Source organism: Streptomyces sp. NPDC046862 (assembly GCF_040704615.1).
Taxonomy (GTDB): domain Bacteria; phylum Actinomycetota; class Actinomycetes; order Streptomycetales; family Streptomycetaceae; genus Streptomyces.
This window is the reverse complement of the sequence record NZ_JBEYXP010000038.1, coordinates 45,623-67,224: the sequence shown is the minus strand read 5'-3', so window position 1 is coordinate 67,224 and position 21,602 is coordinate 45,623. Positions and strand designations below refer to the sequence as shown.

15 protein-coding genes and 2 pseudogenes are annotated in these 21,602 nt (G+C 71.0%); 7 read left to right on the top strand and 10 right to left on the bottom strand.

The features are described 5' to 3' along the window. Positions 1-28: 28 nt before the first annotated feature. A complete protein-coding gene (locus AB0959_RS34385; RefSeq protein WP_366830682.1) occupies positions 29-292 on the bottom strand; it encodes a hypothetical protein in 264 nt (87 codons plus the stop codon). Here AB0959_RS34385 and AB0959_RS34380 point away from each other — a divergent pair. Continuing rightward, positions 276-407, top strand: a pseudogene (locus tag AB0959_RS34380) (LysR family transcriptional regulator); the annotation flags it as partial. The gene AB0959_RS34385 and the pseudogene AB0959_RS34380 sit on opposite strands and share 17 nt — an antisense overlap. Positions 408-544: 137 nt before the next feature. On the opposite strand, the gene AB0959_RS34375 reads toward AB0959_RS34380, so the two are convergent. Then, the gene (locus tag AB0959_RS34375; RefSeq protein ID WP_366830632.1) at positions 545-2,503 is read right to left on the bottom strand and encodes a BTAD domain-containing putative transcriptional regulator; all 1,959 of its coding nucleotides are present in this window, start codon (positions 2,501-2,503) and stop codon (positions 545-547) included. Positions 2,504-2,748: 245 nt separating this feature from the next. On the opposite strand from AB0959_RS34375, the gene AB0959_RS34370 reads away from it, so the two are divergent. From AB0959_RS34370 to AB0959_RS34355, 4 genes are all read left to right on the top strand, one after another. Then, positions 2,749-3,927: a S1 family peptidase gene (locus AB0959_RS34370; protein WP_366830631.1), complete on the top strand. Its 1,179-nt coding sequence runs from the start codon at positions 2,749-2,751 to the stop codon at positions 3,925-3,927. 534 nt (positions 3,928-4,461) lie between these two features. After that, the gene (locus AB0959_RS34365) at positions 4,462-6,327 is read left to right on the top strand and encodes a glycoside hydrolase family 3 protein (RefSeq protein WP_366830630.1); all 1,866 of its coding nucleotides are present in this window, start codon (positions 4,462-4,464) and stop codon (positions 6,325-6,327) included. A gap of 118 nt (positions 6,328-6,445) precedes the next feature. Then, positions 6,446-7,174: a hypothetical protein gene (locus AB0959_RS34360; protein ID WP_366830629.1), complete on the top strand. Its 729-nt coding sequence runs from the start codon at positions 6,446-6,448 to the stop codon at positions 7,172-7,174. A gap of 134 nt (positions 7,175-7,308) precedes the next feature. Further along, positions 7,309-9,627 (top strand): serine/threonine-protein kinase, encoded by a 2,319-nt coding sequence (locus tag AB0959_RS34355; RefSeq protein ID WP_366830628.1) that lies wholly within the window; start codon positions 7,309-7,311, stop codon positions 9,625-9,627. A 63-nt stretch (positions 9,628-9,690) separates the two neighbouring features. Here AB0959_RS34355 and AB0959_RS34350 read toward each other — a convergent pair whose 3' ends face one another. The 3 genes from AB0959_RS34350 to AB0959_RS34340 all read right to left on the bottom strand — a co-directional run bounded on the left by AB0959_RS34350 (position 9,691) and on the right by AB0959_RS34340 (position 15,664). Continuing rightward, positions 9,691-11,127, bottom strand: coding sequence for a S28 family serine protease (locus AB0959_RS34350; RefSeq protein WP_366830627.1), 1,437 nt, complete (start codon positions 11,125-11,127; stop codon positions 9,691-9,693). Positions 11,128-11,268: 141 nt separating this feature from the next. Then, positions 11,269-11,628 carry a hypothetical protein gene (locus AB0959_RS34345; protein WP_366830679.1) on the bottom strand — a complete coding sequence of 120 codons (360 nt, stop codon included), beginning with the start codon at positions 11,626-11,628 and terminating at the stop codon, positions 11,269-11,271. A 298-nt stretch (positions 11,629-11,926) separates the two neighbouring features. Beyond that, a complete protein-coding gene (locus tag AB0959_RS34340) occupies positions 11,927-15,664 on the bottom strand; it encodes an ABC transporter ATP-binding protein (RefSeq protein WP_366830626.1) in 3,738 nt (1,245 codons plus the stop codon). A 286-nt stretch (positions 15,665-15,950) separates the two neighbouring features. Between AB0959_RS34340 and AB0959_RS34335 the strand changes: the two genes are divergently transcribed. Beyond that, the gene (locus AB0959_RS34335) at positions 15,951-17,237 is read left to right on the top strand and encodes a PP2C family protein-serine/threonine phosphatase (RefSeq protein WP_366830625.1); all 1,287 of its coding nucleotides are present in this window, start codon (positions 15,951-15,953) and stop codon (positions 17,235-17,237) included. Here AB0959_RS34335 and AB0959_RS34330 read toward each other — a convergent pair. The 3 genes from AB0959_RS34330 to AB0959_RS34320 all read right to left on the bottom strand — a co-directional run bounded on the left by AB0959_RS34330 (position 17,201) and on the right by AB0959_RS34320 (position 19,825). Continuing rightward, complete coding sequence (locus AB0959_RS34330; protein ID WP_366830624.1) at positions 17,201-18,265, bottom strand: esterase-like activity of phytase family protein; 1,065 nt, start codon at positions 18,263-18,265, stop codon at positions 17,201-17,203. The two genes, AB0959_RS34335 and AB0959_RS34330, sit on opposite strands and share 37 nt — an antisense overlap. Positions 18,266-18,326: 61 nt before the next feature. Continuing rightward, positions 18,327-19,262, bottom strand: coding sequence for a serine hydrolase (locus tag AB0959_RS34325; protein ID WP_366830623.1), 936 nt, complete (start codon positions 19,260-19,262; stop codon positions 18,327-18,329). Positions 19,263-19,483: 221 nt separating this feature from the next. Beyond that, positions 19,484-19,825, bottom strand: a complete 342-nt coding sequence (locus tag AB0959_RS34320) for a hypothetical protein (RefSeq protein WP_366830622.1) — start codon at positions 19,823-19,825, stop codon at positions 19,484-19,486. 84 nt (positions 19,826-19,909) lie between these two features. Here AB0959_RS34320 and AB0959_RS34315 point away from each other — a divergent pair. Beyond that, a pseudogene (locus tag AB0959_RS34315) lies at positions 19,910-20,008 on the top strand (DUF397 domain-containing protein); the annotation flags it as partial. A 30-nt stretch (positions 20,009-20,038) separates the two neighbouring features. Here the strand turns inward: AB0959_RS34315 and AB0959_RS34310 are convergent. After that, positions 20,039-20,476, bottom strand: coding sequence for a YdeI/OmpD-associated family protein (locus tag AB0959_RS34310; protein WP_366830621.1), 438 nt, complete (start codon positions 20,474-20,476; stop codon positions 20,039-20,041). Positions 20,477-20,572: 96 nt separating this feature from the next. Continuing rightward, positions 20,573-21,550: an aminoglycoside phosphotransferase family protein gene (locus AB0959_RS34305; protein ID WP_366830620.1), complete on the bottom strand. Its 978-nt coding sequence runs from the start codon at positions 21,548-21,550 to the stop codon at positions 20,573-20,575. Between the last annotated feature and the right edge of the window lie 52 nt (positions 21,551-21,602).

Genomic DNA, 21,602 nt, shown 5'->3' with positions numbered 1-21,602 from the left:
GGCCCGCGGCCGGTGGTATCCACGCCAACTACGCGGCCGACAACGAGCCTTCGTGGCCACGGCAACCGGCTACGCGGAGGCCTTGTCCGACGCGTTCGCCGCCTCCGTCGCCTCCGTCGCCTCCGTCGTGGCCCTGTCCGACGCGTCCACCCTGCTGGAGCGGCAGGGACGCGGTGTCCGGCTCACCGAGCACGCGCAGCATCTCGCCACCACGGCACAGGAGTTGCTCGCGATCGTCGAGCGGGCGGAGACCGAGCTGGATCGTCCACCAGGGGGTGTCCCTCCGCCCCATGCCGGTGCGGCGCCTGTACGCCCTGTGGCGCACGGGGGCCTCGCGCCGGCCGGCGATCTCGGAAACGGTACGGACGCTTCAGGAGCACTGGCCCGAGGTGGCGGTCCAGGAGTGAGGTGGCCTGTGGGTCGCGTCTGCCGGGTTCCGACGGTCGGCGCGTGCGGGTCGTGTGTGGCTGGTCCCGCAGTTCCCCGCGCCCCCGAAACTGCGCAGTTCCCCGCGCCCCTGGAAGACAGCGAGTTCCCCGCACTCCTAAAAGGACTCGGGCGCACCCGGCGATGGTGACATCGTTGTCGGACATCCGGAACACTGGGCGGCGAAGACGCGTACCAGGTCGTGGTAGCGATAGCGTCCCGGCCCCGGTGATTCCAGCAGTGCCGCGTCCACCAGCGATTCCAGCAGGTTCTCCGCCGTCGCCTCGTCCACCGCGAGCACGGCGGCGGCACGGGCCGGGTCGATGCCCGGCCCGCCGGTGACGGCGAGCAGCCGGAACGCGCGCGCCTGCCGGGGTGTCAGCTGCCGGTAGCCGGACTCGAAGGCGGCGTCGACGGCCAGGTCACCCATCCGCAGCTCGCCGAGAAGGCTCTGTTCGTCGGTGAGCCGGGAGGCCAGTGCCTCGATGGTCCACCCCGGACGGGCCGCCAGCCGGCCGGCCACGATCCGCACGGCCAGCGGCAGGAGCCCGCAGGCCGCCACCAGCCGCAGCGCGTCGGCCCACTCCCCGGCGACCCGTTCGCGGCCGACGACCGTGCCGAGCAGGCCGAGTGCCTCGTCGGGCCGGAAGACGCCCAGGCGGACCTGGTCGGTCAGCGGCAGCCCGGTCAGCGGCGACCTACCGGTGATGACGACCCCGCACCCGGCGGAACCGGGGATCAGATCCCTGACCTGGGCGGCACCCCGCGCGTCGTCCAGGACCAGCAGTACCCGTCGGCCGTCCAGCAGGGAGCGCAGCAGCCCGCGGCGCTCCGCCGGCTGCGCCGGGACCGACTCGGCCGGGACGCCCAGCGCGGTGAGGAACCCCGCGAGAACGGCGCCCGGTGCGGCCGGGTCCCGCTCGGTTCCGCGCAGGTCGGCGTAGAGCTGTCCGTCGGGGTACGCGGACCGGACGCGGTGGGCGACGCACAGAGCCAGGGACGTCTTGCCGATCCCGCCCATGCCGGTCACCGCCACGACGGCCGGCGCCCGGCGCCCGGTCGCCGTCAGCAGGGCGCCCAGACGGTCCAACTGAGCCGCACGCCCGGTGAAGTCGGGGGTGTCGCAGGGGAGTTGCGCCGGAATCGGCAGCCGCAGAGCGGGCTCCCCCGCCGCCCTCTCCGTGCCGGTGACGGCCAGGCCCGCGCATCGCTTCTCCCGCCCGCCGCACAGCTCGCCGTACGACGCGTTCTCGCCGTGCATCCCCTCCATGCCGTACGCCGTGAAGAGCCCGTCGGCTGCCGCGGCGCCCTCCGCGGCCTCGGCGGGAGACCCCTCCAGAACCCTGCGGTGCGCGGCACTCAGCTCGGACCCCGGTTCGATGCCCTGCTCCCGCGCCAGGCGGCTGCGGTAACCGGCGAACACCGCGAGCGCGTCGGCCTGTCTGCCCGCCGCGTGCAGCGCGCGCATCAGCAGACCGTAGGGGCGCTCACGCAGCGGGTACGCCGCGGTGAGCTCGGTCAGCCCCGGGATGGCGAAGTGGTGGCGGCCCAGGGACAGTTCGTGATCGAACCGCTCCTCGAGCGCCGCGGTCCGCAACTCCTCCAGCCGGTCCCGTTGCCGCTGGGCGAAGGGGCCCGGCACGCCGGTCAGTGAGTCTCCCCGCCACAGGGCCAGGGCATCGGCCAGCAGCCCGCTGGCCCTCCCCACACGTCCGGCCTCGCGCGCGCGGGCCGCCTCGCCGATCAGGGTCTCGGCCTGCCGGGCGTCCAGCGTGGACGGGGAGACCGTCAGCCGGTAGCCGTCCCCGGCGGAGACCAGCACGCTCGGCGCCGAGGGATCCGGCTCCAGGAGTCTTCGCAACTGCCAGGCATAGGTACGGATCGCGGTGACCGCCCGGGTCGGTGGGGTGTCACCCCACAGGGCGTCGATCAGTCGGGCAGCCGACACCGTGTGCTCCGACCGGAGCAACAACACCGCCAGCATGGCCTGTTGCTGCGGAGGACCCACCCTGATCTCGGTGTCGCCCCGGTACGCGTGCATCGTGCCCAGTACGACGAAGCGTAACCGGTTCGGCATCCGCCCTCATCCCCTCTGCCGCGATCTGGTAACTCGCTTGACGAGTACGGCAGTTCGGGCCTGCCGACACTCGACACCTCCCCCCTTCCTTCACATGTGACGAGACCGGACCCGGTTGCCTGCGCATTGATCTCACATTGATCACGTACTGATCACGACCGCCTAGCTTCCTCCTGGTCCGGCGGTGCGGGTACCGCCGCGACGCACGCACCCAGACGACACGCACCCAGACGAAAGGCGGATCGATGCGAAACAGGACAGCTGTGCTGGCCGCGGCCGCGGCCCTGGCGGCGACGGCGCTCGTCGGTACCACCACGACGGGGGCCACCGCCCAGCAGCCCGACCGGAACACCGTACCGATCTCCGAGGTCGTGCCCGGCGACGACCTCGCGAAGATGACCGAGCAGCGTCCTCTCGTGGCCGCCGCCGACAAGATCAGATGGGCGCAGGAAGACGCCCGGTTCGCGGGCTTCACGGGCATCGGGCTGGAGGAGGGCCGGGTCGCGCTGTGGTGGAAGGGCGCGATACCCGCGACGATGCGGAAGGCGATCAAGGAGGCCCGCCGTATCGCTCCCGTACGGATCGTCGAGGCGGACTACTCCCTCGGCGAACTCAAGTCCGCCTCCTCGCGCCTCCAGGAACAGCTGGCCGAGGACCCGTCGCTCGGGCACACGGTGAAGATCCCCACCGACGGCAGCGGTCTCGTCCTGGCCACGGACGCAAAGAGCACCGCGCGCGGCGACGCCCGGAAGCAGGAGATCGCCTCCGACGTCGCGGGCGTCCCGGTCCGTACGATCGAGGAGCAGCCGCTCCAGGAACGCTCCCGCCAGAGCGACTGGCAGCCCTGGGCGGGTGGGGCGATCATGTTGAAGGACAACGGGGTTTTCTGCACGTCGGGCTTCGGCGTCCGCGACGCCTCCGGGGCGCAGTACCTCCTCACGGCGGAGCACTGCGGGAAGACCGGCGAGCGTTTCAGCAACGGCACGGGCACCTACATCGGTACGCCGGTCAAGGCCCGCGACGACCACGACATCATGCTCGTCCAGGCCTCCGACGTGGAAAACACCATGTACACGGGGAACCAGACCAGCAACAACATCGTCCGGGTGGACGGCTGGGACTGGACCTACGCCGGCGAGTACCTGTGCCAGTCCGGATACACCAGCGCCGGAGCCACCGGCGGCCCGGTCTGCAACATCAAGGTGCTCTTCTTCTACAACGACTCCGAGGACCTGGTGGAGGGAGAGCAGATGAACGGCCAGGAGGCAGCCCGCGGCGGCGACAGCGGAGGCCCCCTCTACTCGGGCTCCGCGAGCGGCGGCGCCATCGCCAAGGGCACGGTGACCCGCAGCTCGGGCGCCCGCATCGGCTTCCAGGACTTCGGCACGGCCTGGCGGGACTTCGGCGTCTGGATCGACTCGTGACCCACGCGGCCTGACCGAGGAAACCCGGAGGGCAGTCACCGAAACCGGTGACTGCCCTCTGCCGCGTACGCGCCCCCGCCCCACGAACCACCGCGCAGGCGCCCCAGCCACTCGACGAGCCACAGGGCGCGCCCCGTAAGGGGCGCGGGGAACTGCGCGACCAGCCACGAACCCACCCGCAGCCGCCCCCACACGGAACCCGGCAGACGAGAACGCACCCACCAGCCACTCCCGCACCAACTTCCAGCGATTCCCTGTCCCCCCGGGAACCCACCCCCACCCCGCCCCGTCCAACCCCCGAACTGCCGGAGAGTCTCCGTAGTGCGGTGTCGGCCCTCGCCGCTGGCTGCGATCGCTGACCACCCTCTCCGCCGCACGCGGCCGGCAGCACGCCGTCACCGGCGCGCCCCCTCCGACAGCGCCGGTGACGGCCCCTCACCATGCGCCGGGTTACGGTGCGTTCCCTTGACTGGAAGAAACTTGCTGGATATTCGTGACTCCTCGGAAGTTTCCTTCATGAGGGAAGGAGCGCCCATGCGCGACTCCAGCACAGGAAGCACCGGAAAGCCCCCCAAACGACCCAGCCCCTCAAGCCCCTCCAGACGTACCCTCCTCGCCGCCACCGCCGGAGTCACCGCCGCCCTGGCCCTGGAGGGCACCACGGCCGACGCCGCGGGCCCCGAAGCCGGCGCCGACGACAAAGAACTCCGCGCCCTCATCTCCCGCATGACCCTGGAGGAGAAGGTCGGCCAGCTCTTCGTGATGCGCGTCTACGGGCACTCGGCGACCGCACCCGACCAGGCCGACATCGACGCCAACCTCAAGGAGATCGGCGTACGCACGGCCGCCGAGCTGCTCGCCAGGTACCGCGTCGGCGGGATCATCTACTTCTCCTGGGCTCACAACACCCGTGACCCCCACCAGATCGCCGACCTGTCGAACGGCATCCAGCGCGCCTCCCTCGACCTGCCCCGCGGGCTCCCCGTCCTCATCTCCACCGACCAGGAGCACGGGATAGTCGCGCGCGTGGGCAAGCCCGCCACCCTCTTCCCCGGCGCGATGGCCCTCGGCGCGGGAGGGTCGCGGCGCGACGCCCGCACGGCCGGGCGGCTCGGCGGCGCCGAGCTCCGCGCCCTCGGCATCCGGCAGGACTACGCGCCCGTCGCCGACGTGAACGTCAACCCCGCCAACCCGGTCATCGGCGTACGCTCCTTCGGCGCCGACCCGGAGGCGGTGGCCCGGATGGTCGTCTCCCAGGTCGACGGGTACCGGCGTTCCGGGGTCGCCGCCACGGCCAAGCACTTCCCGGGGCACGGCGACACCGAGACCGACAGCCACTACGGCTTCCCGGAGATCAAGCACACCCGGGAGCAGTGGACCCGGCTCGACGCCCCGCCGTTCAGGGCCGCGATCCGGGCCGGCATCGGCTCGATCATGACCGCGCACATCATGGTCCCGGCCCTCGACCCGGCCGAGGACCCGGCCACCCTCTCCCACCCCATCCTCACCGGCATCCTGCGCGAGGAGCTCGGTTACGACGGCGTGGTCGTCACCGACTCGCTCGGCATGCAGGGCGTGCGGACCAAGTACGGCGACGACCGGGTGCCCGTGCTCGCGCTCAAGGCCGGCGTCGACCAGTTGCTCAACCCGCCGTCCCTGGACGTCGCCTGGAACGCCGTCCTGAACGCGGTGCGCGGCGGCGAGCTCACCGAGGCCCGTCTCGACCAGTCGATCCTGCGCGTCCTGCGGCTCAAGGCCGGGCTCGGGCTGTTCGGGAAGCCGTACGTCAGTCATGCCGGGGTCGACCGGGTCGTCGGCACCCGGGCCCACCTCGCGGCCGCCGACCGTATCGCCGAGCGCACGACCACCCTGCTGGTCAACAGGCAGCGGCTGCTGCCCCTCTCGCGCCGCGGCCACCGCAACGTGCTCGTCGTCGGCGCCGACCCGGCGTCGCCCTCCGGCACCACGGGACCGCCCACCACCGTCCTCGCCACCGCCCTCACCGAACTGGGCTTCACGGCCACGGCGCTGTCCACCGGCACGGCTCCCACGCAGGCGACCATCGACAGGGCGGTCGCGGCGGCGGACGGCAAGGACGCGGTGGTCGTGGGGACGTACAACGTGACGGCGTCGAGCTCGCAGCGGACACTCGTCGAAGCGCTCCTCGCCACCGGCGTTCCCGTCGTGGCCGTCGCCGTCCGCAACCCGTACGACGTGGCCCAGCTCCCCGATGTGGGCGCGTACGTGGCGTCGTACTCCTGGACGGATGTCGAACTGCGGGCCGCGGCACGGGTGATCGCGGGACGTGCGGCGCCGCGTGGGAGGCTGCCGGTGCCGGTGCAGCGCGCGGACGACCCGACGCAGGTGCTGTATCCGATCGGGCACGGGCTGACGTACTAGACGTACGCCGCACACCGGGCGCACCACCCCCGATGGGGTTAAAGCCCCCCGTTCGTCTGACGTGACCCTCCCTGGCGGGCCACGCTGGACGGCGGGGGTGCGTCGGGGGGACTGAATCATGGTCGTGGTCGAGCGAGGGGTGCGGGCCGCTTCACGGGCCGTCGCGGTGGCGATGGCCCTGGTGGTGACGATGGCGGTACTCAGCGGGTGTCAGCAGTGGTCCGGTTCCGAGTCCCGGCCTGGTTCCGGGTCCAGGTCCGGTTCCGGGTCTGGACCCGGGTCCGGGTCCGGGTCCGGCTCTGGTTCCGGACCCGGCGGTGAGCCCACCGCCGCCACCGCTTCGGCGACCCGCGCGTCCGGGTTCGGGGCGGAGTTCCTCGGAGTCGACGAGTGCAGCTCCTTCGGGACGACCAGTTTCACGGAGGTGCCCTGCGCGAGCGAGCGGGCCGCGGCCCGCGTGGTGGCCCGGCACGGCGGCATGGTGTCCGAGGGGCCGGCCTGCCCGGCGACCACGGACTTCGTACTCCACATCAGCGAGTCCCGGCCGGACTACGACGAGGACGGCGACGGCACGGTCCCGCAGGGCTACGCCTGTATGCGCAAGCTCACGCCGCCGCATCCGGGCGACCCCGGCGGCGGGGGCGGGCCCCGCACGATCGTCGGCGACTGCGTGTACAGCACGGGCAAGGGCGAGGTCCGCGAGACGGCCTGCGACGGCAAGGGCGAGAAGGCACCCGAGTACGAGGTCGGCTCGGCCGTCGGCAAGCGCTCCCAGTGCCCCGCCGCCACGGCGCTCTACGTCCAGCTCGGGGGCGACGACCCGGTGGGCTGCGCCCGCCCCGTCTGAGGCCCCCCAGTACGCTGAGCTGCCTTTCCGCGGACGAGCGCGGGTGCCGCCAACTCCTGGCGCACGAGGGCCTCCTGAGGTGCGGGGCCGGATCGATATCATCATTTGCCGGCCGTACGACGATGGGGGAACGCATGGCCCAGGACGCTCAGGACGCTCAGGGCACGGGTGAGCTGCCGGAGATCCCCGGCTACCGCCTGGAGTCCGTCCTCGGCTCCGGCGGCATGGGCCGCGTCTATCTCGGCACGTCGCCCTCGGGCCGCCAGGTCGCCGTCAAGGTGATCCGCACCGACCTCGTCCACCGGCCCGACTTCCGGCAGCGGTTCCGGCGCGAGGTCACCGCCGCCCGCCAGGTCAGCGGCGCCTTCACCGCACCGGTCGTCGACGCCGACCCCGACGCCGACCCGCCCTGGATGGCCACCCTCTACGTACCGGGGCAGCCGCTGGACCAGCGCATCAAACTGGGGCCGCTGCTGGGAGCCGACGAGCTGTACCGCCTCGCCACGGGCCTCGCCGAGGCGCTGCGCGACATCCACCGCGCCGGGATAGTGCACCGCGACCTCAAGCCGGCCAACGTCCTGCTCGCCGACGACGGTCCCCGGGTCATCGACTTCGGCATCGTGCGCGCAGCCGACACCGACATGCCCACGGGCACCGGGATCGCGGTCGGCACCCCGCCGTTCATGTCGCCGGAGCAGATCCGCGCCCAGAAGGACGTCGGGCCGCCGAGCGACGTCTTCTCGCTGGGCTCGGTGCTGACGTACGCGGCGAGCGGCCATGTGCCGTTCGACGCCACGGACGTGTACGCGGTGGCGTACCAGCTCGTCCACGAGCCGCCCGACCTGGACGGGGTGCCCGACTGGCTGCTGCCGGTGGTCGAGCGCTGCCTGGCCAAGGAGCCGGCCGAGCGCCCGACGGCGGACGAGCTGCTCGCCCTGCTGCAGAGCACGTCCTTCCCGCCCGTCGGCCCGGCCGTCCTCGACTCGCCGGACACCGTGATGCTCCGCGCGCCCGCGCCCCGCCCTCCCGGGGAGCAGACCACGGCGGGCGCGGGCTCGGCGCCCACTCCCCCACCCCGGCGGCGCCGGCGCCTCGTCATGTCCGTGGCGGCCGCGGTCGTGGCGATCGCCACCCTGACGGGCGGACTGATGTACGCGCTCGACAACGGCGCGGACGGCTCCACGTCCCCCGATACGGCCGCGAAACCGGGCGCGAGCACACGCACCGCCACCCAGCCGGAGGGCTCCGCCGACTACCGGAGCACGCAGTCCGGGTCGGGCGGCTTCACGTTCACGTACCGCGACGGCCCGGAACGCCGGCCGGAGGGCTGGCGGCAGTGGCAGTACAACCTGCAGAACAGCGACTGCGTGTACGCCCAGTCGTCCCCGCCGTCCCTGGTGTGCGTAGGCGACCGTACGGTCCGGCTCGACGCCGCGACCGGCAAGGAGCTGTGGCGGACCGACAAGGCGTCGGCGTACGGCCAGAACACCCCGGTCGTCGTCGGCGACACCGCGATCGTCAACGTCGGCGACCGGATCGTGGGTCTCTCGCTCGCCGACGGCAAGGTGAAGTGGCGCTACACGACGCCGATCCTGACGCAGCGGCTCATCAGCGACGGCCAGCGGGTGTACGCCGTGGACCACGACGGGCTGGTGCACGCCGTCGACGCGCGCTCGGGCAAGGAGCGCTGGACGCTGAGGGCTCGCGTGTCCGCCGACGGCGGGACGGGGCATCCGCCCGCGCTGCGGGTCGTGGGGGACCGGCTCTACGTCTTCACGGGCACCTCCGCCGACGTCCTCGGCGAGAACCTCGTCACGGTCGTCGACACCGGCAGCGGTGCGCGCGTCGCCGCGTTCGAGCTGTCGGCGCCGTGCGACACCGGCAGTGAGGCACTGCTCGACGAGGACGGCACGACCCGGCTGTACTGCGCCCTGACGGACAAGACGGGCTCGAAGTGGTCCATCCTGCGCCAGGAGCTCAAGGAAGGCGCCAAGGGCGAGCGCACCCCGGTCGACGCGATCCTGGGCAACGGTCAGATCGGGGCGCCCGAGCTGTCCGTCACCCCGAGGCGGGTGCTGTTCGTGGCGCCCACCGACACGGGCGGTGAGCTCGTCGCCGTCGATCCGGTCGAGCAGAGGGAGCTGTGGCGGAAGACCCTGCCCGGCAGAGGCCCGGCCGACGCGCCTCCCGTCCAGGCCGGGGACCGCGTCTACGTCGCCAACACCCGGGGCGTCGCCGTCTACGGGGCACGCACGGGCAAGCTCCTCTACCAGCACAGCGTGCCGGACATCGAGGACGACAGCGGGATGGAACTGGGGCTGTCCACCGAGCCGATGGTGGCGGGCGGCATCATCTACGCCCCGTCGTCGAAGGCGGGCTGGGTGAGTCTCGACACGGAGGACACCGGAGGCTCCGGGAACGCCGGGAACTCCGGGAACTCCGGGCAGAAGTGAGCCCCGGCACCGCGTGACGGCGGTACCGGGGCTCGGCCTCAACCCGTCTTCGTGCAGGTCGGGTTACGGCCTGAGCGTCATCTCGCGCTCGATGTCGCGCTTGTCGAGCCTGGCGTCGTACTTGGCCAGCGGCTTCGCCACGTCCGGGTTCGCCTGGACCGCGGCGGAGGCCACGCCCGCCCACTCCAGGATGCGGGCCGTGGCCAGGGCCTTCTCGTCGGCCACCAGACCGGCCACGTTCGCACCGTGGTTGAGGCCCGGCGCCGTGAAGACGTAACTGTCACGGGCGCCCTTGCCGAGGTGGAACGGCTCGGCACCCCACGGGTCGTTCTGGCCGTAGACGAAGAGCATGTGGTTCGCGTTGTGGCGGACCCAGGTGTCCACGTCGCGCATGGCGAACGGCTGGAACTTCATCGGGATGTCGCGCGGCACGAAGTTCCGCGGCGGCTGGTAGCCGTAGCGGATGTACTTCTTCTCGATGTGCGGGAACTCGATCGTCGGCGCGCCGAGCTGGGTGCCCGCCTGGTAGTAGTACGGCGTGTACTGCTCCAGGCCCTGGTCGGCGTAGGCGGAGAAGCCGGAGATCGTGTCGATGGATGTCCAGATCTCGTCGTCCGTGGCGGCCTTGGCGTCCTTCGGGATGGTGTCGCTGTCGCAGTCCGAGAGCAGGCTGTACTGCCAGAAACCCCACACGTAGTCGAGCACGGTCGCCTCGTACGCCTTGTCCAGGCTGCCGATCGTGGTGAAGGTGAGGCCCTCGGCGGCGGCGTAGTCCGCGTACTTCTTCTCCAGCGGCTCACGGCGCACCAGGGCCTCGCGCTGCACCGCGTTCAGGCGGTCGCGGCACTCCTTGGTGCCGACGCCTGCGAAGAACCGGTCGTAGGCCGAGTCCTCCTTGTTCACCACGTCGTTGGGGGCGACGTAGGCGACGACGCCGTCCATGTCGCGCGGGTAGAAGCGCTCGTAGTAGGTGGCGGTCATGCCGCCCTTGGAGCCGCCGGTGGAGATCCACTTCTTCGAGTAGATCTTCTTCAGCGCCTTGAAGATGCGGTGCTGGTCGCTGGCCGCCTGCCAGATGTCGAGCTTGGACCAGTCGGCCGGGGCGGGGCGGGACGGCGTGAAGAAGCGGTACTCCATGGAGACCTGGTTGCCGTCCACGATCTGCGTGGGTTCGCGGCGGCCGGGGTTCGTGGAGACGTTGTAGCCGCCGGTGTAGAAGACCGTCGGGCGGCTGGTGTCCTTGTGCAGCACGGTGATGCGCTGCTGGAACGTGCCCTTGGACGGGTGCCGGTGGTCGATCGGCTGGGTGTAGTTGAGGACGAAGAAGCGGTAGCCGGTGTACGGCTTCTCCTCGATCAGGCTCATGCCCGGGATCGAGAGCAGCTGGTCCTTGATGTCGGTGCCGGTGGCCCGCGGCTGAGCGGCGGTGGCCGCTCCGGCCGTGCTCACGGTGCCTATGAGCACCACGAGCGCCAGCAGCCATCTGAGCGCCTTGCGCATGGAATCTCCCCTGTGACTCATCTGTGCGCCGGAACCTAGTGGAGTCAGTGGTGGGCGCACCAGGGGAGGAGGGCGTCAACTGGCCACGCACCAGCGGAGATTAGGGAAAACCCTGTGCGCGGTCGGCCCTGCGGGGCCGGCTCAGCAGAGGATCCACCCCGAGGTCACGTTGCCGCCGCCGACGGCGCCCTTCACCCGGACGCACCGCCGTCCGGCGTGCACGGCGTCGGTGCTGATGCGGTACTTGCGCTTCCCCTCGCGCATCATCGGGCGGTTCCCCCGCGCCTGGACGCTGGCGGACATCCACCTGAGGGTGCCGTCCCGCTTCTTGGCGACGGTCACGGCGCAGACGTATCCCCCGCGTTTGTAGACGTGCACGTAGCCCGTGGAGAACGACAGCGTACGGACCTTGCGCGCCCCGCAGGAGGCCGCCTCGGCGCGGCCCGGTCCGGCCACCACGAGCAGCCCGGCCGCCGTCAGCAGAGCCAGTACGAGCGCCATCGGCCGCCGTACCCCACCATGCGTCCCCGTCACTCCACCGCTCACCAGTTCACCTCTCCCCGGGCAGAAGACGTACTGATGTACGGACGCACGACGTGTGCCCGATGGTTGCATGCCCGCCCGGGGCTCCGCCCCGGATTCCGCTCCTCAAACGCCGGAGGGGCTGCATTCGCGCGGGCGGGGCAGCAGTTTCAGGGCCGCGGGGATCTGCACGGTTTTCAAGGGGCGCGGGGAACCGCGCGACCAGTCCCCCACCCACCCACACCCGACAAACCCACCCCAGGCACCCCCACCACCGTCAGCCCGCCGCGCTGACCGGCTCCCCCACGAACGTCCGCCACAACTCCGCGTAGCGCCCGCCCAGCGCCAGCAACTCCTCGTGCGTACCGTCCTCGACGACCCGGCCGTGGTCCATGAGGACGACGCGGTCGGCACGGGCGGCCGTCGTCAGGCGGTGGGCGACGACCAGCGTGGTGCGGCGGCCGGCGAGACGGTCCGTCGCCTGGTTGACCTGGGCCTCCGTGGCGAGGTCGAGCGCGGCCGTGGCCTCGTCGAGGAGCAGGACATCGGGGGCGACGAGCTCGGCACGGGCCAGCGCGATCAGCTGGCGCTGCCCGGCGGAGAGGTTGCGGCCGCGCTCGGCGACCTCGTGCAGGTAGCCGCCGTCCAGCGTGGCGATCATGTCGTGCGCGCCGACGGCCCGGGCCGCGGCCTCCACCTCGGCGTCGGTGGCGTCGGGGCGTCCGTAGGCGATGGCGTCGCGGACGGTGCCCTGGAACAGGTACGCCTCCTGCGGGACGACGCCCAGCCGGTGCCGGTACGACGTGATGTCCAGGTGACGGAGATCGGTGCCGTCCACGAGCACGCGCCCGCCCGTCGGGTCGTAGAAGCGCGCGACCAGCTTCACCAGGGTCGACTTGCCCGCGCCCGTCTCACCGACGAAGGCGACCGTCTGCCCGGCGGGGATCGTCAGCGCGACCCCTCCGAGGGCCGCGTCGGTCTCATCGGCGGCGCCGTACGCGAAGTGCACGTCCTCGAAGGTGATGTCGCCGCGCAGGGACAGCACCTCCAGCGGCTCCTCGGCCGCCTTCGTCGAGGTGGGCTCCCGCAGCAGCTCCTGGATGCGGCCCAGCGACACGGTGGCCTGCTGGTAGCCGTCGAAGACCTGGGAGAGCTGCTGCACGGGCGCGAAGAACAGGTCGATGTAGAGCAGGTACGCGACCAGCGCGCCCGTCGTCAGCGTCCCGGCGTCCACCCGGTGAGCGCCCACGACCAGCACGGCGGCCGCCGCCACGGACGACAGCAGCTGCACGAACGGGAAGTACACGGAGATCAGCCACTGCCCGCGGACCCGCGCCCTGCGGTAGCTGTCGCTGCCCGCCGCGAACCGCTCGCCCCCGTCCCGCTCGCGCCGGAACGCCTGCACGATCCGCAGCCCGGACACCGACTCCTGGAGGTCGGCGTTGACCAGCGCCACGCGTTCACGGGCGAGTTCGTACGCCTTCACGCTCGCCCGGCGGAAGAAGAACGTGCCGATGATCAGCGGCGGCAGCGTCGCGAAGACGACCAGCGCCAGCTGTACGTCGATCACGAGCAGCGCGACCATGATGCCGAAGAAGGTGACGACCGAGACGAAGGCCGTGACCAGGCCCGTCTGGAGGAAGGTGGAGAGGGCGTCGACGTCCGTCGTCATCCTCGTCATGATCCGGCCGGTCAGCTCCCGCTCGTAGTAGTCGAGTCCGAGCCGCTGGAGCTGGGCGAAGATCTTCAGCCGGAGCGAGTACAGGACGCGCTCACCGGTCCGTCCGGTCATCCGCGTCTCGCCGATCTGCGCGGCCCACTGGGCCAGTACGGCGAGCAGCGCCAGCACGGACGCGGCCCACACCCCGCCGAGGGCCAGCTGGGTCACGCCGTTGTCGATGCCGTGGCGGACCAGGACGGGCAGGAGGAGTCCCATGCCGGCGTCGGTGGCGACGAGGGCGAGGCTGAGGAGCAGGGGGCGGCCGAAGCCGCGGAGCAGCCGCCTCAGGCCGTACGACGCCTCCGGCGTGACCGCGCGTGCCTCGTCGATGTCCGGGATGTCGGTGGCCGGGGGCAGCGCGTCGACCTGGGCGAGGAGTTCGGGAGTGGCGGGGGTGCCGTCGAGGGCGAGGTCGCGGGGCTCCCGGTCGCCGGTCCACAGCCTGGGGGTGATGCCTCGCTCGGCGTCGAACTCGGCGTCGAGTTCGTCCCGTAGCGAGGTGTCCTCCTGCGGAGGCGTCGGCTTGACGTGTCCGGGCGAGACCCCGCCCAGCTCGTCGGGGTCGGTGAGCAGCCTGCGGTAGAGGGCGGACCGCTCCTGGAGCTCCTCGTGGGTGCCGAGGTCGGCGAGACGGCCGTGGTCGAGGACCGCGATGCGGTCGGCGAGGTTGAGGGTGGAGCGGCGGTGGGCGATGAGGAGGGTCGTCCGGCCCTCCATGACCTGCCCGAGCGCCTCGTGGATCTCGTGCTCGACGCGGGCGTCCACGGCGGAGGTCGCGTCGTCGAGGACGAGGAGGCGCGGGTCGGTGAGGATCGCGCGGGCGAGCGCGATGCGCTGGCGCTGGCCGCCGGAGAGGGTCAGGCCGTGCTCGCCGACCTTGGTGTCGTACCCCTCGGGCAGGTCGGTGACGAACCCGTGCGCCTGGGCGGCGCGGGCGGCGGTCTCGATCTGCTCCTGGGTGGCGTCGGGGCGGCCGTAGGCGATGTTGTCGCGGACGGTCTCCGAGAAGAGGAAGGAGTCCTCCGGGACCAGCCCGATGGCGGAGCGCAGGGAGTCCAGCGTGAGCTCGCGGACGTCGTGGCCGCCGACGAGGACGGCACCGTGCGTGACGTCGTAGAAACGCGGCAGGAGCAGGGAGACCGTGGACTTGCCGGAGCCGGAGGAACCGACGACGGCGAGGGTCTCGCCGGGCCGGATCTCGAAGCTGAGGCCGTCGAGGACGGGGGCCTTCTTTCCGGAGGCGTCCTCGTAGGCGAAGGACACGTCGTCGAACTCGACCGTCGCGGGGGCGTCGGCGGGAAGCGTCTTCGTGCCGCCCTTGAGGGTCGGCTCGGTGTCGATCAGCTCCAGCACGCGCTCGGTGCCCGCCCGTGCCTGCTGGCCGACGGTCAGCACCATGGCGAGCATGCGGACGGGGCCGACGAGCTGGGCGAGGTAGCTGGAGAACGCGACGAACGTACCGAGCGTGATGTGCCCGCGCACCGCGAGCCAGCCGCCGAGGGCCAGCATGGCGACCTGGCCGAGGGCGGGAACGGCCTGGAGTGCCGGGGTGTACTTCGAGTTGAACCGGATGGTGCGCAGCCGCCCGGCGAACAGTTTGCGGCCGACCTCCCGGACCTTGCCCGTCTCCTGCTCCTCCTGCCCGAACCCCTTGACCACGCGGACGCCGCTGACGGCGCCGTCGACGACGCCCGCGACGGCGGCGGCCTGGGCCTGCGCGTACCAGGTGGACGGGTGCAGGCGGGTGCGGCTGTGCTTGGCGATCCACCACAGGGCGGGGGCGACGGCGATCGCGACCAGCGTGAGGGGCAGCGACAGCCACGCCATGATCACGAGGGAGATCAGGAAGAGCATGATGTTGCCGATGGTCATCGGCAGCATGAAGAGCAGGCCCTGGATCAGCTGGAGGTCGCTGGTGGCCCGCCCGACGACCTGCCCGGTGGACAGCTCGTCCTGACGGCGCCCGTCGAGCCGGGTGATCGTCCCGTACATGTCGGTGCGCAGGTCGTGCTGGACGTCGAGGGCGAGGCGGCCGCCGTAGTAGCGGCGGATGTACGTGAGCACGTAGACGAGGACGGCGGCGCCGATCAGCGCGCCGGCCCAGGGGGCCATGCTCCGGGTGTGGTCGGTGACGACGTCGTCGATGATCACCTTGGTGATCAGGGGGACCACGGCCATGAGGGCCATGCCGGCCAGGGAGGAGCCGAGGGCGAGGACGACGTCCTTGGGGTACCGCCAGGCGTATCCGGCGAGCCTCCGTGCCCAGCCCTGTTTCTCCCCCTGCTCCGCTGCCACCCCGGTGCCTCCCGTCTGTCCTGATGTACCGGAAGGCACCAACGCGGATGGGACCGGATTTCATCCCTCCGCAACAATCGGGGTCGGGGTCGGCGTCGGCGCGCGGCGCGCGGCGGAAGCGGTTGCGCTGTTGGAGTGCTCAGCGGTCCGCGACGGGTGTGCTGGGGCCCGTGGGGGGCGGCCGGACAGCAGAATCCCTGAGAACCCCTGAGGATTCCCGGTGCTGGGCGATGTGCGGCACCCGCGCCGCTCGGGGGCCGGGCGGGCAGAAGTGAAGGAGCGGGCCGTGACGGACAGTGTGGTGGACCGGTCCGAGGGTTTCGGTGAGCGGCTTCTGGGGGCGCTGCTGGACCGGGCCCACCTGGTGCCGCCGCACATGATCGCTCCGCTGATCGCGGAGCGGGTGGCCAGGATCGGCGGGCGTGACGTCTCGGTGTTGCTGCAGGACTACGCACAGGAACTGCTGGTGCCGCTGCCGGGCAGGAGACTGGTGGTCGGCGAGCCCGAGGCGATCGGTGACTCTCCGGCCGGGCAGTCCTTCCTGCACGCCGACACCGTCGAAGTCGCGCAGAACGGCGCCGTACGGATGTATCTGCCGTTGCTTGACGGCAGCGACCAGATCGGCGTGCTGGCCCTGACCCTGGACGAGGTGGACGACCACGACCGGCGTCTGCTGCGCAGGCTCGCCAGCCTGGTCGCCGACATGATGGTCACCAAGCACGCCTACACCGACCTGTTCTTCCTGGCCCGGCGCAGGGAGCCGATGAGCGTGGCCGCGGAGATGCAGTGGACCCTGCTGCCGCCGCTGGCGATGTCCGTGCCGCAGGTCGAGGTGGCCGGGATCCTGGAGCCCGCCTACAACGTCGCCGGCGACAGCTTCGACTACGCCCTCAACGACAGCATCCTGCACGTGGCCGTCATCGACGCGATGGGCCACGACCTGGACGCCGCCACCATGGCCACCGTCGCCATCGGCGCCTACCGCCACGCCCGGCGCGGCGACATCAGCCTGGCCGAGAAGTACACGTTCATGGACCAGGCCATCGCCCGGCAGTTCGGGCCCGACCACTTCGTCACCGCGCAGATGCTGCACCTGAACATCTCCACCGGCCACCTGGAGTGGGTCAACGCCGGGCACCCCGCCCCCCTGCTGATCCGCGACCAGGGGGGCGCGGAAGCCCTGCACGGCCCGACCACCCTCCCGGTGGGCTTCGGCGGCGAACAGCCCCGCACGAGCGAGATCCAGCTCCATCCCGGGGACCGGCTGCTGTGCTACACCGACGGCGTGATCGAGGAGCACGAGACCGGCGGGGAGCAGTTCGGGGAGCAACAGCTCATCGACTGTGTCAACCGCGTCGGGAAGGCCGGTGAAGGGGTACGGGCGACCGTGCGCCGGCTGTCCCACACGCTGAAGGACGCACGGGGCGGACGCACGAGCGACGACGCCACCCTCTTCCTCATCGAGTGGCACGGAGGCACCACCGACCACCTCACAGACCTGGACCGAGGTGGTCGGCGGGGCAACTCGGCGTCGTCTCAGACCCGCACTCGCAACGACACTCGCAACGAGTAGAACCGTGTCGTCTGTACGGCGTTCTGGTTGTCGTCGCTCACCAGCAGCACCTTCAGGCGCCCCTTCGCCCACCCGGTGATCGCCATGCCCTCGATGTTGTCCAGCAGGGGGTTCGGCTGGGGCTGCCTGGCGGTGGCACCCAGGGTGGGGCAGGTCACGAGGTCGGCCAGGAGGGTTTTCCGGATGAGGCGTACGTCGCCCTGTCCCGTGAGGTTCTCGACGCCACTCGTGTCCGTGGCCCGGCGCGGGTCGGCCAGGTAGAGGCGGACGGTGTTGCCGACACCGGCGGTGAAGCCGCGCTCCAGGACGAGCAGGCGGCCGTCGGGGGTCGCCTGGACCTCGGGGACGCCGAGGCCGGAGTCGGTCCGGTACCCGTACTGGGCCGACAGCCGGAACTCCTGGCCATGACGCCGGTCCCAGGTCTGGAAGCGGACGATCCCGGCCGCGTCACCGGAGAGCGCCCCCTCCATCGAGGCGAGGAGGGTGCGGCCACCGGGGTAGAGGGTGAGCCCCTCGAAGGTCTGGTTGACGGTGGCGCGTCCGGCCGGAGCGACCTTGAGCGCGTCCGGCACGGGCAGGCCGCCGCCCAGGAGGTGGCCGTCGCGGTCGTACCGGCGTACGGACGGCTCGGTCTCCGAGGTGATCAGCCGCGTGCCGTCGCTGTCGACGGCCAGGCCCTCGGAGTCGAGGGCCGCGCCCTTCTCGTCGGCCAGCGGGACGACGCCCTTCGGCGCGAGGGTGCGACGGTCCAGCGAGAAGAGGGCGGACCGGTCCGAGAGCGCGAGGAGGGAGCCGTCGCCGTTCGGGGCGAGGGCGGAGAAGTTGCCGACGAAGGTGCCCTCGTACGTCGTCTTGTCGAGCGCGTCGGAGAAGCCGTCGATGGAGACGGCGGGCGAACAGGCGTTGCCCTTCGGCAGGTTGCCCTTCGACAGGTTGGCGTTGGCCGGTCCGGCGGCGGCGAGCGTGGTGGCCGCCGCCAGACCGGCGGTGACGGTCGCGAGAAGAGTTCTCAGGCTTCTGAGGCGCATGCCGTCACGGTAGGACGAACAGGGCGCCTGTGAGGTGGACTCCCCGTGAACGTAGAGGAGTTCAGCCCCTCGTCGGCACCGGTACGAACGCCTCCTTGGGCTCGCTCGTGGGGACGTACCGCTGGGCGCTCGCGGTGCTGGTGACCGGCACGAGGTCCTTGTGGATGGCCTTCGCGACGCCCTGGATGGTGTTCACGCCGTAGGTCATGTCGGGGTTGCCGTGGGTGAGCACGGAGATCATGTAGTCGTGTCCGGCGCCCTTGAAGGTGCCGATGCTGTGCACGCGCCAGCCGTGCGTGGCGCGGGGCAGCCAGCCGTTCTTGACGTGCACGGAGACGGTGGAGGGCGCCCCGGCCGGCGTGCCCCAGCGCTGGGAGGAGATGACCTGGCCCATGAGCTTGAGGATGTAGGCGCGGGAGTTGTCGCTCAGCACGGTGTTCTTGGCGGTGATGAGCTTGAGCAGCTTCTGCTCGTCCCGGACGGTGATCTGGGTCAGCCCCCAGTAGCCGTCCGCGCCCGGCTTGGTCTGGGTCATCCCGGCGGCGGCCAGGAAGCCCTTGATCTTCGTCAGCCCGAGCTGCCGCCACAGTGTGCTGGTGGCGTTGTTGTCCGACTTGGTGATCATGGCCTTGGAGAGGTCGGACTCGCGCTGGGTGAGGTAGCGGTTGTGCTTCTTCGCGTCCCACAGGAGGGTGGCGAGCACGGTCACCTTCACGACGCTGGCCGAGTCGAAGGCCGTGCTGCCGCGCAGGGTGCAGGTGGTGTTCGTGGACCGGTCGTAGAGGCCGACGGCTATGGTCCCCGTGCGGTTTCTGAGGGCCGCCGTGATGTCCCTCTGCAACTTCGTTGCCAGGCCCGCCTGGTTGGAAGTGCAGGTGACCTGCGGCGCGGCCGGCGCGGCGGCGGCCGGTGTCGCGGCGGCCACGCACGGTATGAGCAGTCCGGCCCCGAGGGCCCCGGCGAGCACCCGCGCACGCCTGGATGTCCGGTGAGTCATGAAGGCTTTCCCATCCCCGTTGAAGCGACTTGAGCACGCTTACGGCGCACTCGCCCCTTTGACTCACACGGATGACCGAAAGTTGTACGCCAGTTCCCCACGGAAGGGATCAGCAAGGGCGGGCTCACCGAGGGGGGACCGGGATCAATTGGCTTCCCAGTCCCAGCGACACGCTGTGCGTGCGGTGTGTCGCTGGGACTCTCGATCCAAACTGGCGACCGCTAGGCGGGGCAGGTTCCCGATGGGTCGTCAATGTCGTCGGCATCACCGCTTGGGGGTGCGGGAAGTCTGGCGCCCCTGCTCTCCGCGATGCGGTGAACGTCGCGCAGCGCCTCGGTCATGCGCGCCACCAGAAAACGGAGCTGTGCAGTGGTGGCCTTGTGGTCGGCGAGCATGTCGGCGGCGTGGTCGAGGAGTTGAGCGGACATACCCAGTTGCACGCACTCGATGTTGTCGGCCACGCGGGAGAGGTATCCGGTCCCGTCGCCGACGAGATAGCAGGGCTTTCTTCCCTGACCGGACCAGGGGAGCAGTCTCACGGTTCCGGTCTGGCCGCCGGTCACGCGGTCACCTCGACACCGTGGATGACCCGCGGGCCGATGTCGATGCCGTGCACGGCGAGCCGCAGGGTACGCCGCCGGGCCAGCCGCCGCACCAAGGCCCCCCACGGACCCGCCCTGCTCTTCTCGGCGACCGGCTGGTCCTCGTTCGTCGCGGCCGTCAAGCACGGCGATCTGACCGGCTGAACCGAACACCGCTCAAGTGAAACAGCGCGACTAACGAGGCGTGAGTTCCTCAACCACCTTGGCGACGCGTCGCTGCCGCGTCGCGTCGGTCTTCGCGTCGTTGACCGACGTGACGTGTGCCTTCTGACGGCTGGGCGAGAGCGTGCCGAACGCCTCCTCGGCCCCCGGCACCGCGGCCAGGGCCGCAGCGAGGTCCGCGGGCGGCTCCACCGTGCGCGGGGCGGTGTCCAGTTCCAGCTCGACGTCGATGCTGTCGCCACCGGAGATCCCCGACTCCCGCCGCTTGTCGGCGCTGAACGGGATCAGGAACTGGCCGCCCATGGAGGCGATCGTGGAGCGGTATGCGTAGCCGTTGACCGTGACGTTGACGGCCGGGCGCTTGCCGCCCCCGAGGGCTTCGACCACCTCCGCCGGAACCGGTACGCCGGTGTTGTTGCCGGTCTGGAGCATCTTCGTGGTGAACTTCATGGCCGCGACCCTTCCTGTGTTCTGCGGACAACGCCAGGGAGTAGACCGAAGCCGGGCGGAAAACTCATCGCTCAGAATGTCCACAACGTCTGGTTGTCACACCGTCCCGAGCGCGTCGGTCAACTCGGCGACGGCCGCCAGACTTGGCAGCCTGCGCAAGGAATCGACGACCTGGTTGCTTGCGAACTCGCGTTGCGTGGAGGTCACGGCCGGGTCGACGGAGCACTCCGCCTGTACCTGGATGTAGTTCAGGTCCGTCGCGAAAAGCATGGAGAAGGACTGCGCCCCCTTGATGGTCGCCGTGCCTCCGGCGCTTCGATAGGCCCGCATCAGGCGCCGGGCGGAATGGTGGTTCACCTGGTTGCGGCCCGACCATACGTAGACGGCGCGGGCGAGTTCTCGTTCCGCGGAAATGGGCCCGGCGTTGTCCCAGTCGAGGAGGACCGGCCCGTCCGGGCGGACCAGGACATTCTGGGGTTGCAGGTCACAGTGGGACGTCACGAGATCGCCGGAGGCGGTCGGGGTCACCCAGTGCGCCAGCTCAGCCGCGGACGTGTCGACGAACCTGCCCAGCGCGTCCGCCCACGGCAGGCCGGCCTGATGAACCTTGCTGTGCAGGTCCTTCCAGTCGGCGTCCTGAGGGCACTGTTCGTACCAGGAGACCGGTGTGTCGTTCGCGCCTTCTCCCGCCCTGTGCAGGAGTGCCATGGTCCGGCCGAACCAGTCCAGGATGCCCGGGTCGGATGCGTCCGCCTTGGTGCCGTCGATCCAGTCGTACAGCTTCACGTAGGACCCGCGGGAAGAAGGGGTCAGCTGTGAGACGTGTGTGCCGTGGCGGTTGGGGATGAGTCGCGGTGACGCGATTCCCAGCTGCTCCGCGGCGTGCCGTAACGCGGCCTCCCGGCGCACCTGTTCCACGTCGCAGCCGAAGAGGAGTTCCTTTATCGCCCATGCGGAGCCGTTTCCGGAGAGCTTCCAGATCTGGCCCAATGCGCCACGGGTGACCGGGGTCATTGTCCAGGGCCCGGCACCGAGTGCGTAGGTCTCGGCGATGAAGTCGGCCGTGTCGTGCATTCAGTTACCTCTCCGGATGCCGATGGGCAGCGTCGACCCGCTGTCATGCAGG

Coding starts and splice junctions, on each gene's coding strand:
- AB0959_RS34355 (WP_366830628.1), top strand. CDS start 7,309: ATGGCCCAGGACGCTCAGGACGCTCAGGGCACGGGTGAGCTGCCGGAG.
- AB0959_RS34345 (WP_366830679.1), bottom strand. CDS start 11,628: ATGGCGCTCGTACTGGCTCTGCTGACGGCGGCCGGGCTGCTCGTGGTG.
- AB0959_RS34325 (WP_366830623.1), bottom strand. CDS start 19,262: ATGACTCACCGGACATCCAGGCGTGCGCGGGTGCTCGCCGGGGCCCTC.
- AB0959_RS34370 (WP_366830631.1), top strand. CDS start 2,749: ATGCGAAACAGGACAGCTGTGCTGGCCGCGGCCGCGGCCCTGGCGGCG.
- AB0959_RS34360 (WP_366830629.1), top strand. CDS start 6,446: ATGGTCGTGGTCGAGCGAGGGGTGCGGGCCGCTTCACGGGCCGTCGCG.
- AB0959_RS34330 (WP_366830624.1), bottom strand. CDS start 18,265: ATGCGCCTCAGAAGCCTGAGAACTCTTCTCGCGACCGTCACCGCCGGT.
- AB0959_RS34350 (WP_366830627.1), bottom strand. CDS start 11,127: ATGCGCAAGGCGCTCAGATGGCTGCTGGCGCTCGTGGTGCTCATAGGC.
- AB0959_RS34310 (WP_366830621.1), bottom strand. CDS start 20,476: ATGAAGTTCACCACGAAGATGCTCCAGACCGGCAACAACACCGGCGTA.
- AB0959_RS34375 (WP_366830632.1), bottom strand. CDS start 2,503: ATGCCGAACCGGTTACGCTTCGTCGTACTGGGCACGATGCACGCGTAC.
- AB0959_RS34365 (WP_366830630.1), top strand. CDS start 4,462: ATGCGCGACTCCAGCACAGGAAGCACCGGAAAGCCCCCCAAACGACCC.
- AB0959_RS34305 (WP_366830620.1), bottom strand. CDS start 21,550: ATGCACGACACGGCCGACTTCATCGCCGAGACCTACGCACTCGGTGCC.
- AB0959_RS34385 (WP_366830682.1), bottom strand. CDS start 292: ATGGGGCGGAGGGACACCCCCTGGTGGACGATCCAGCTCGGTCTCCGC.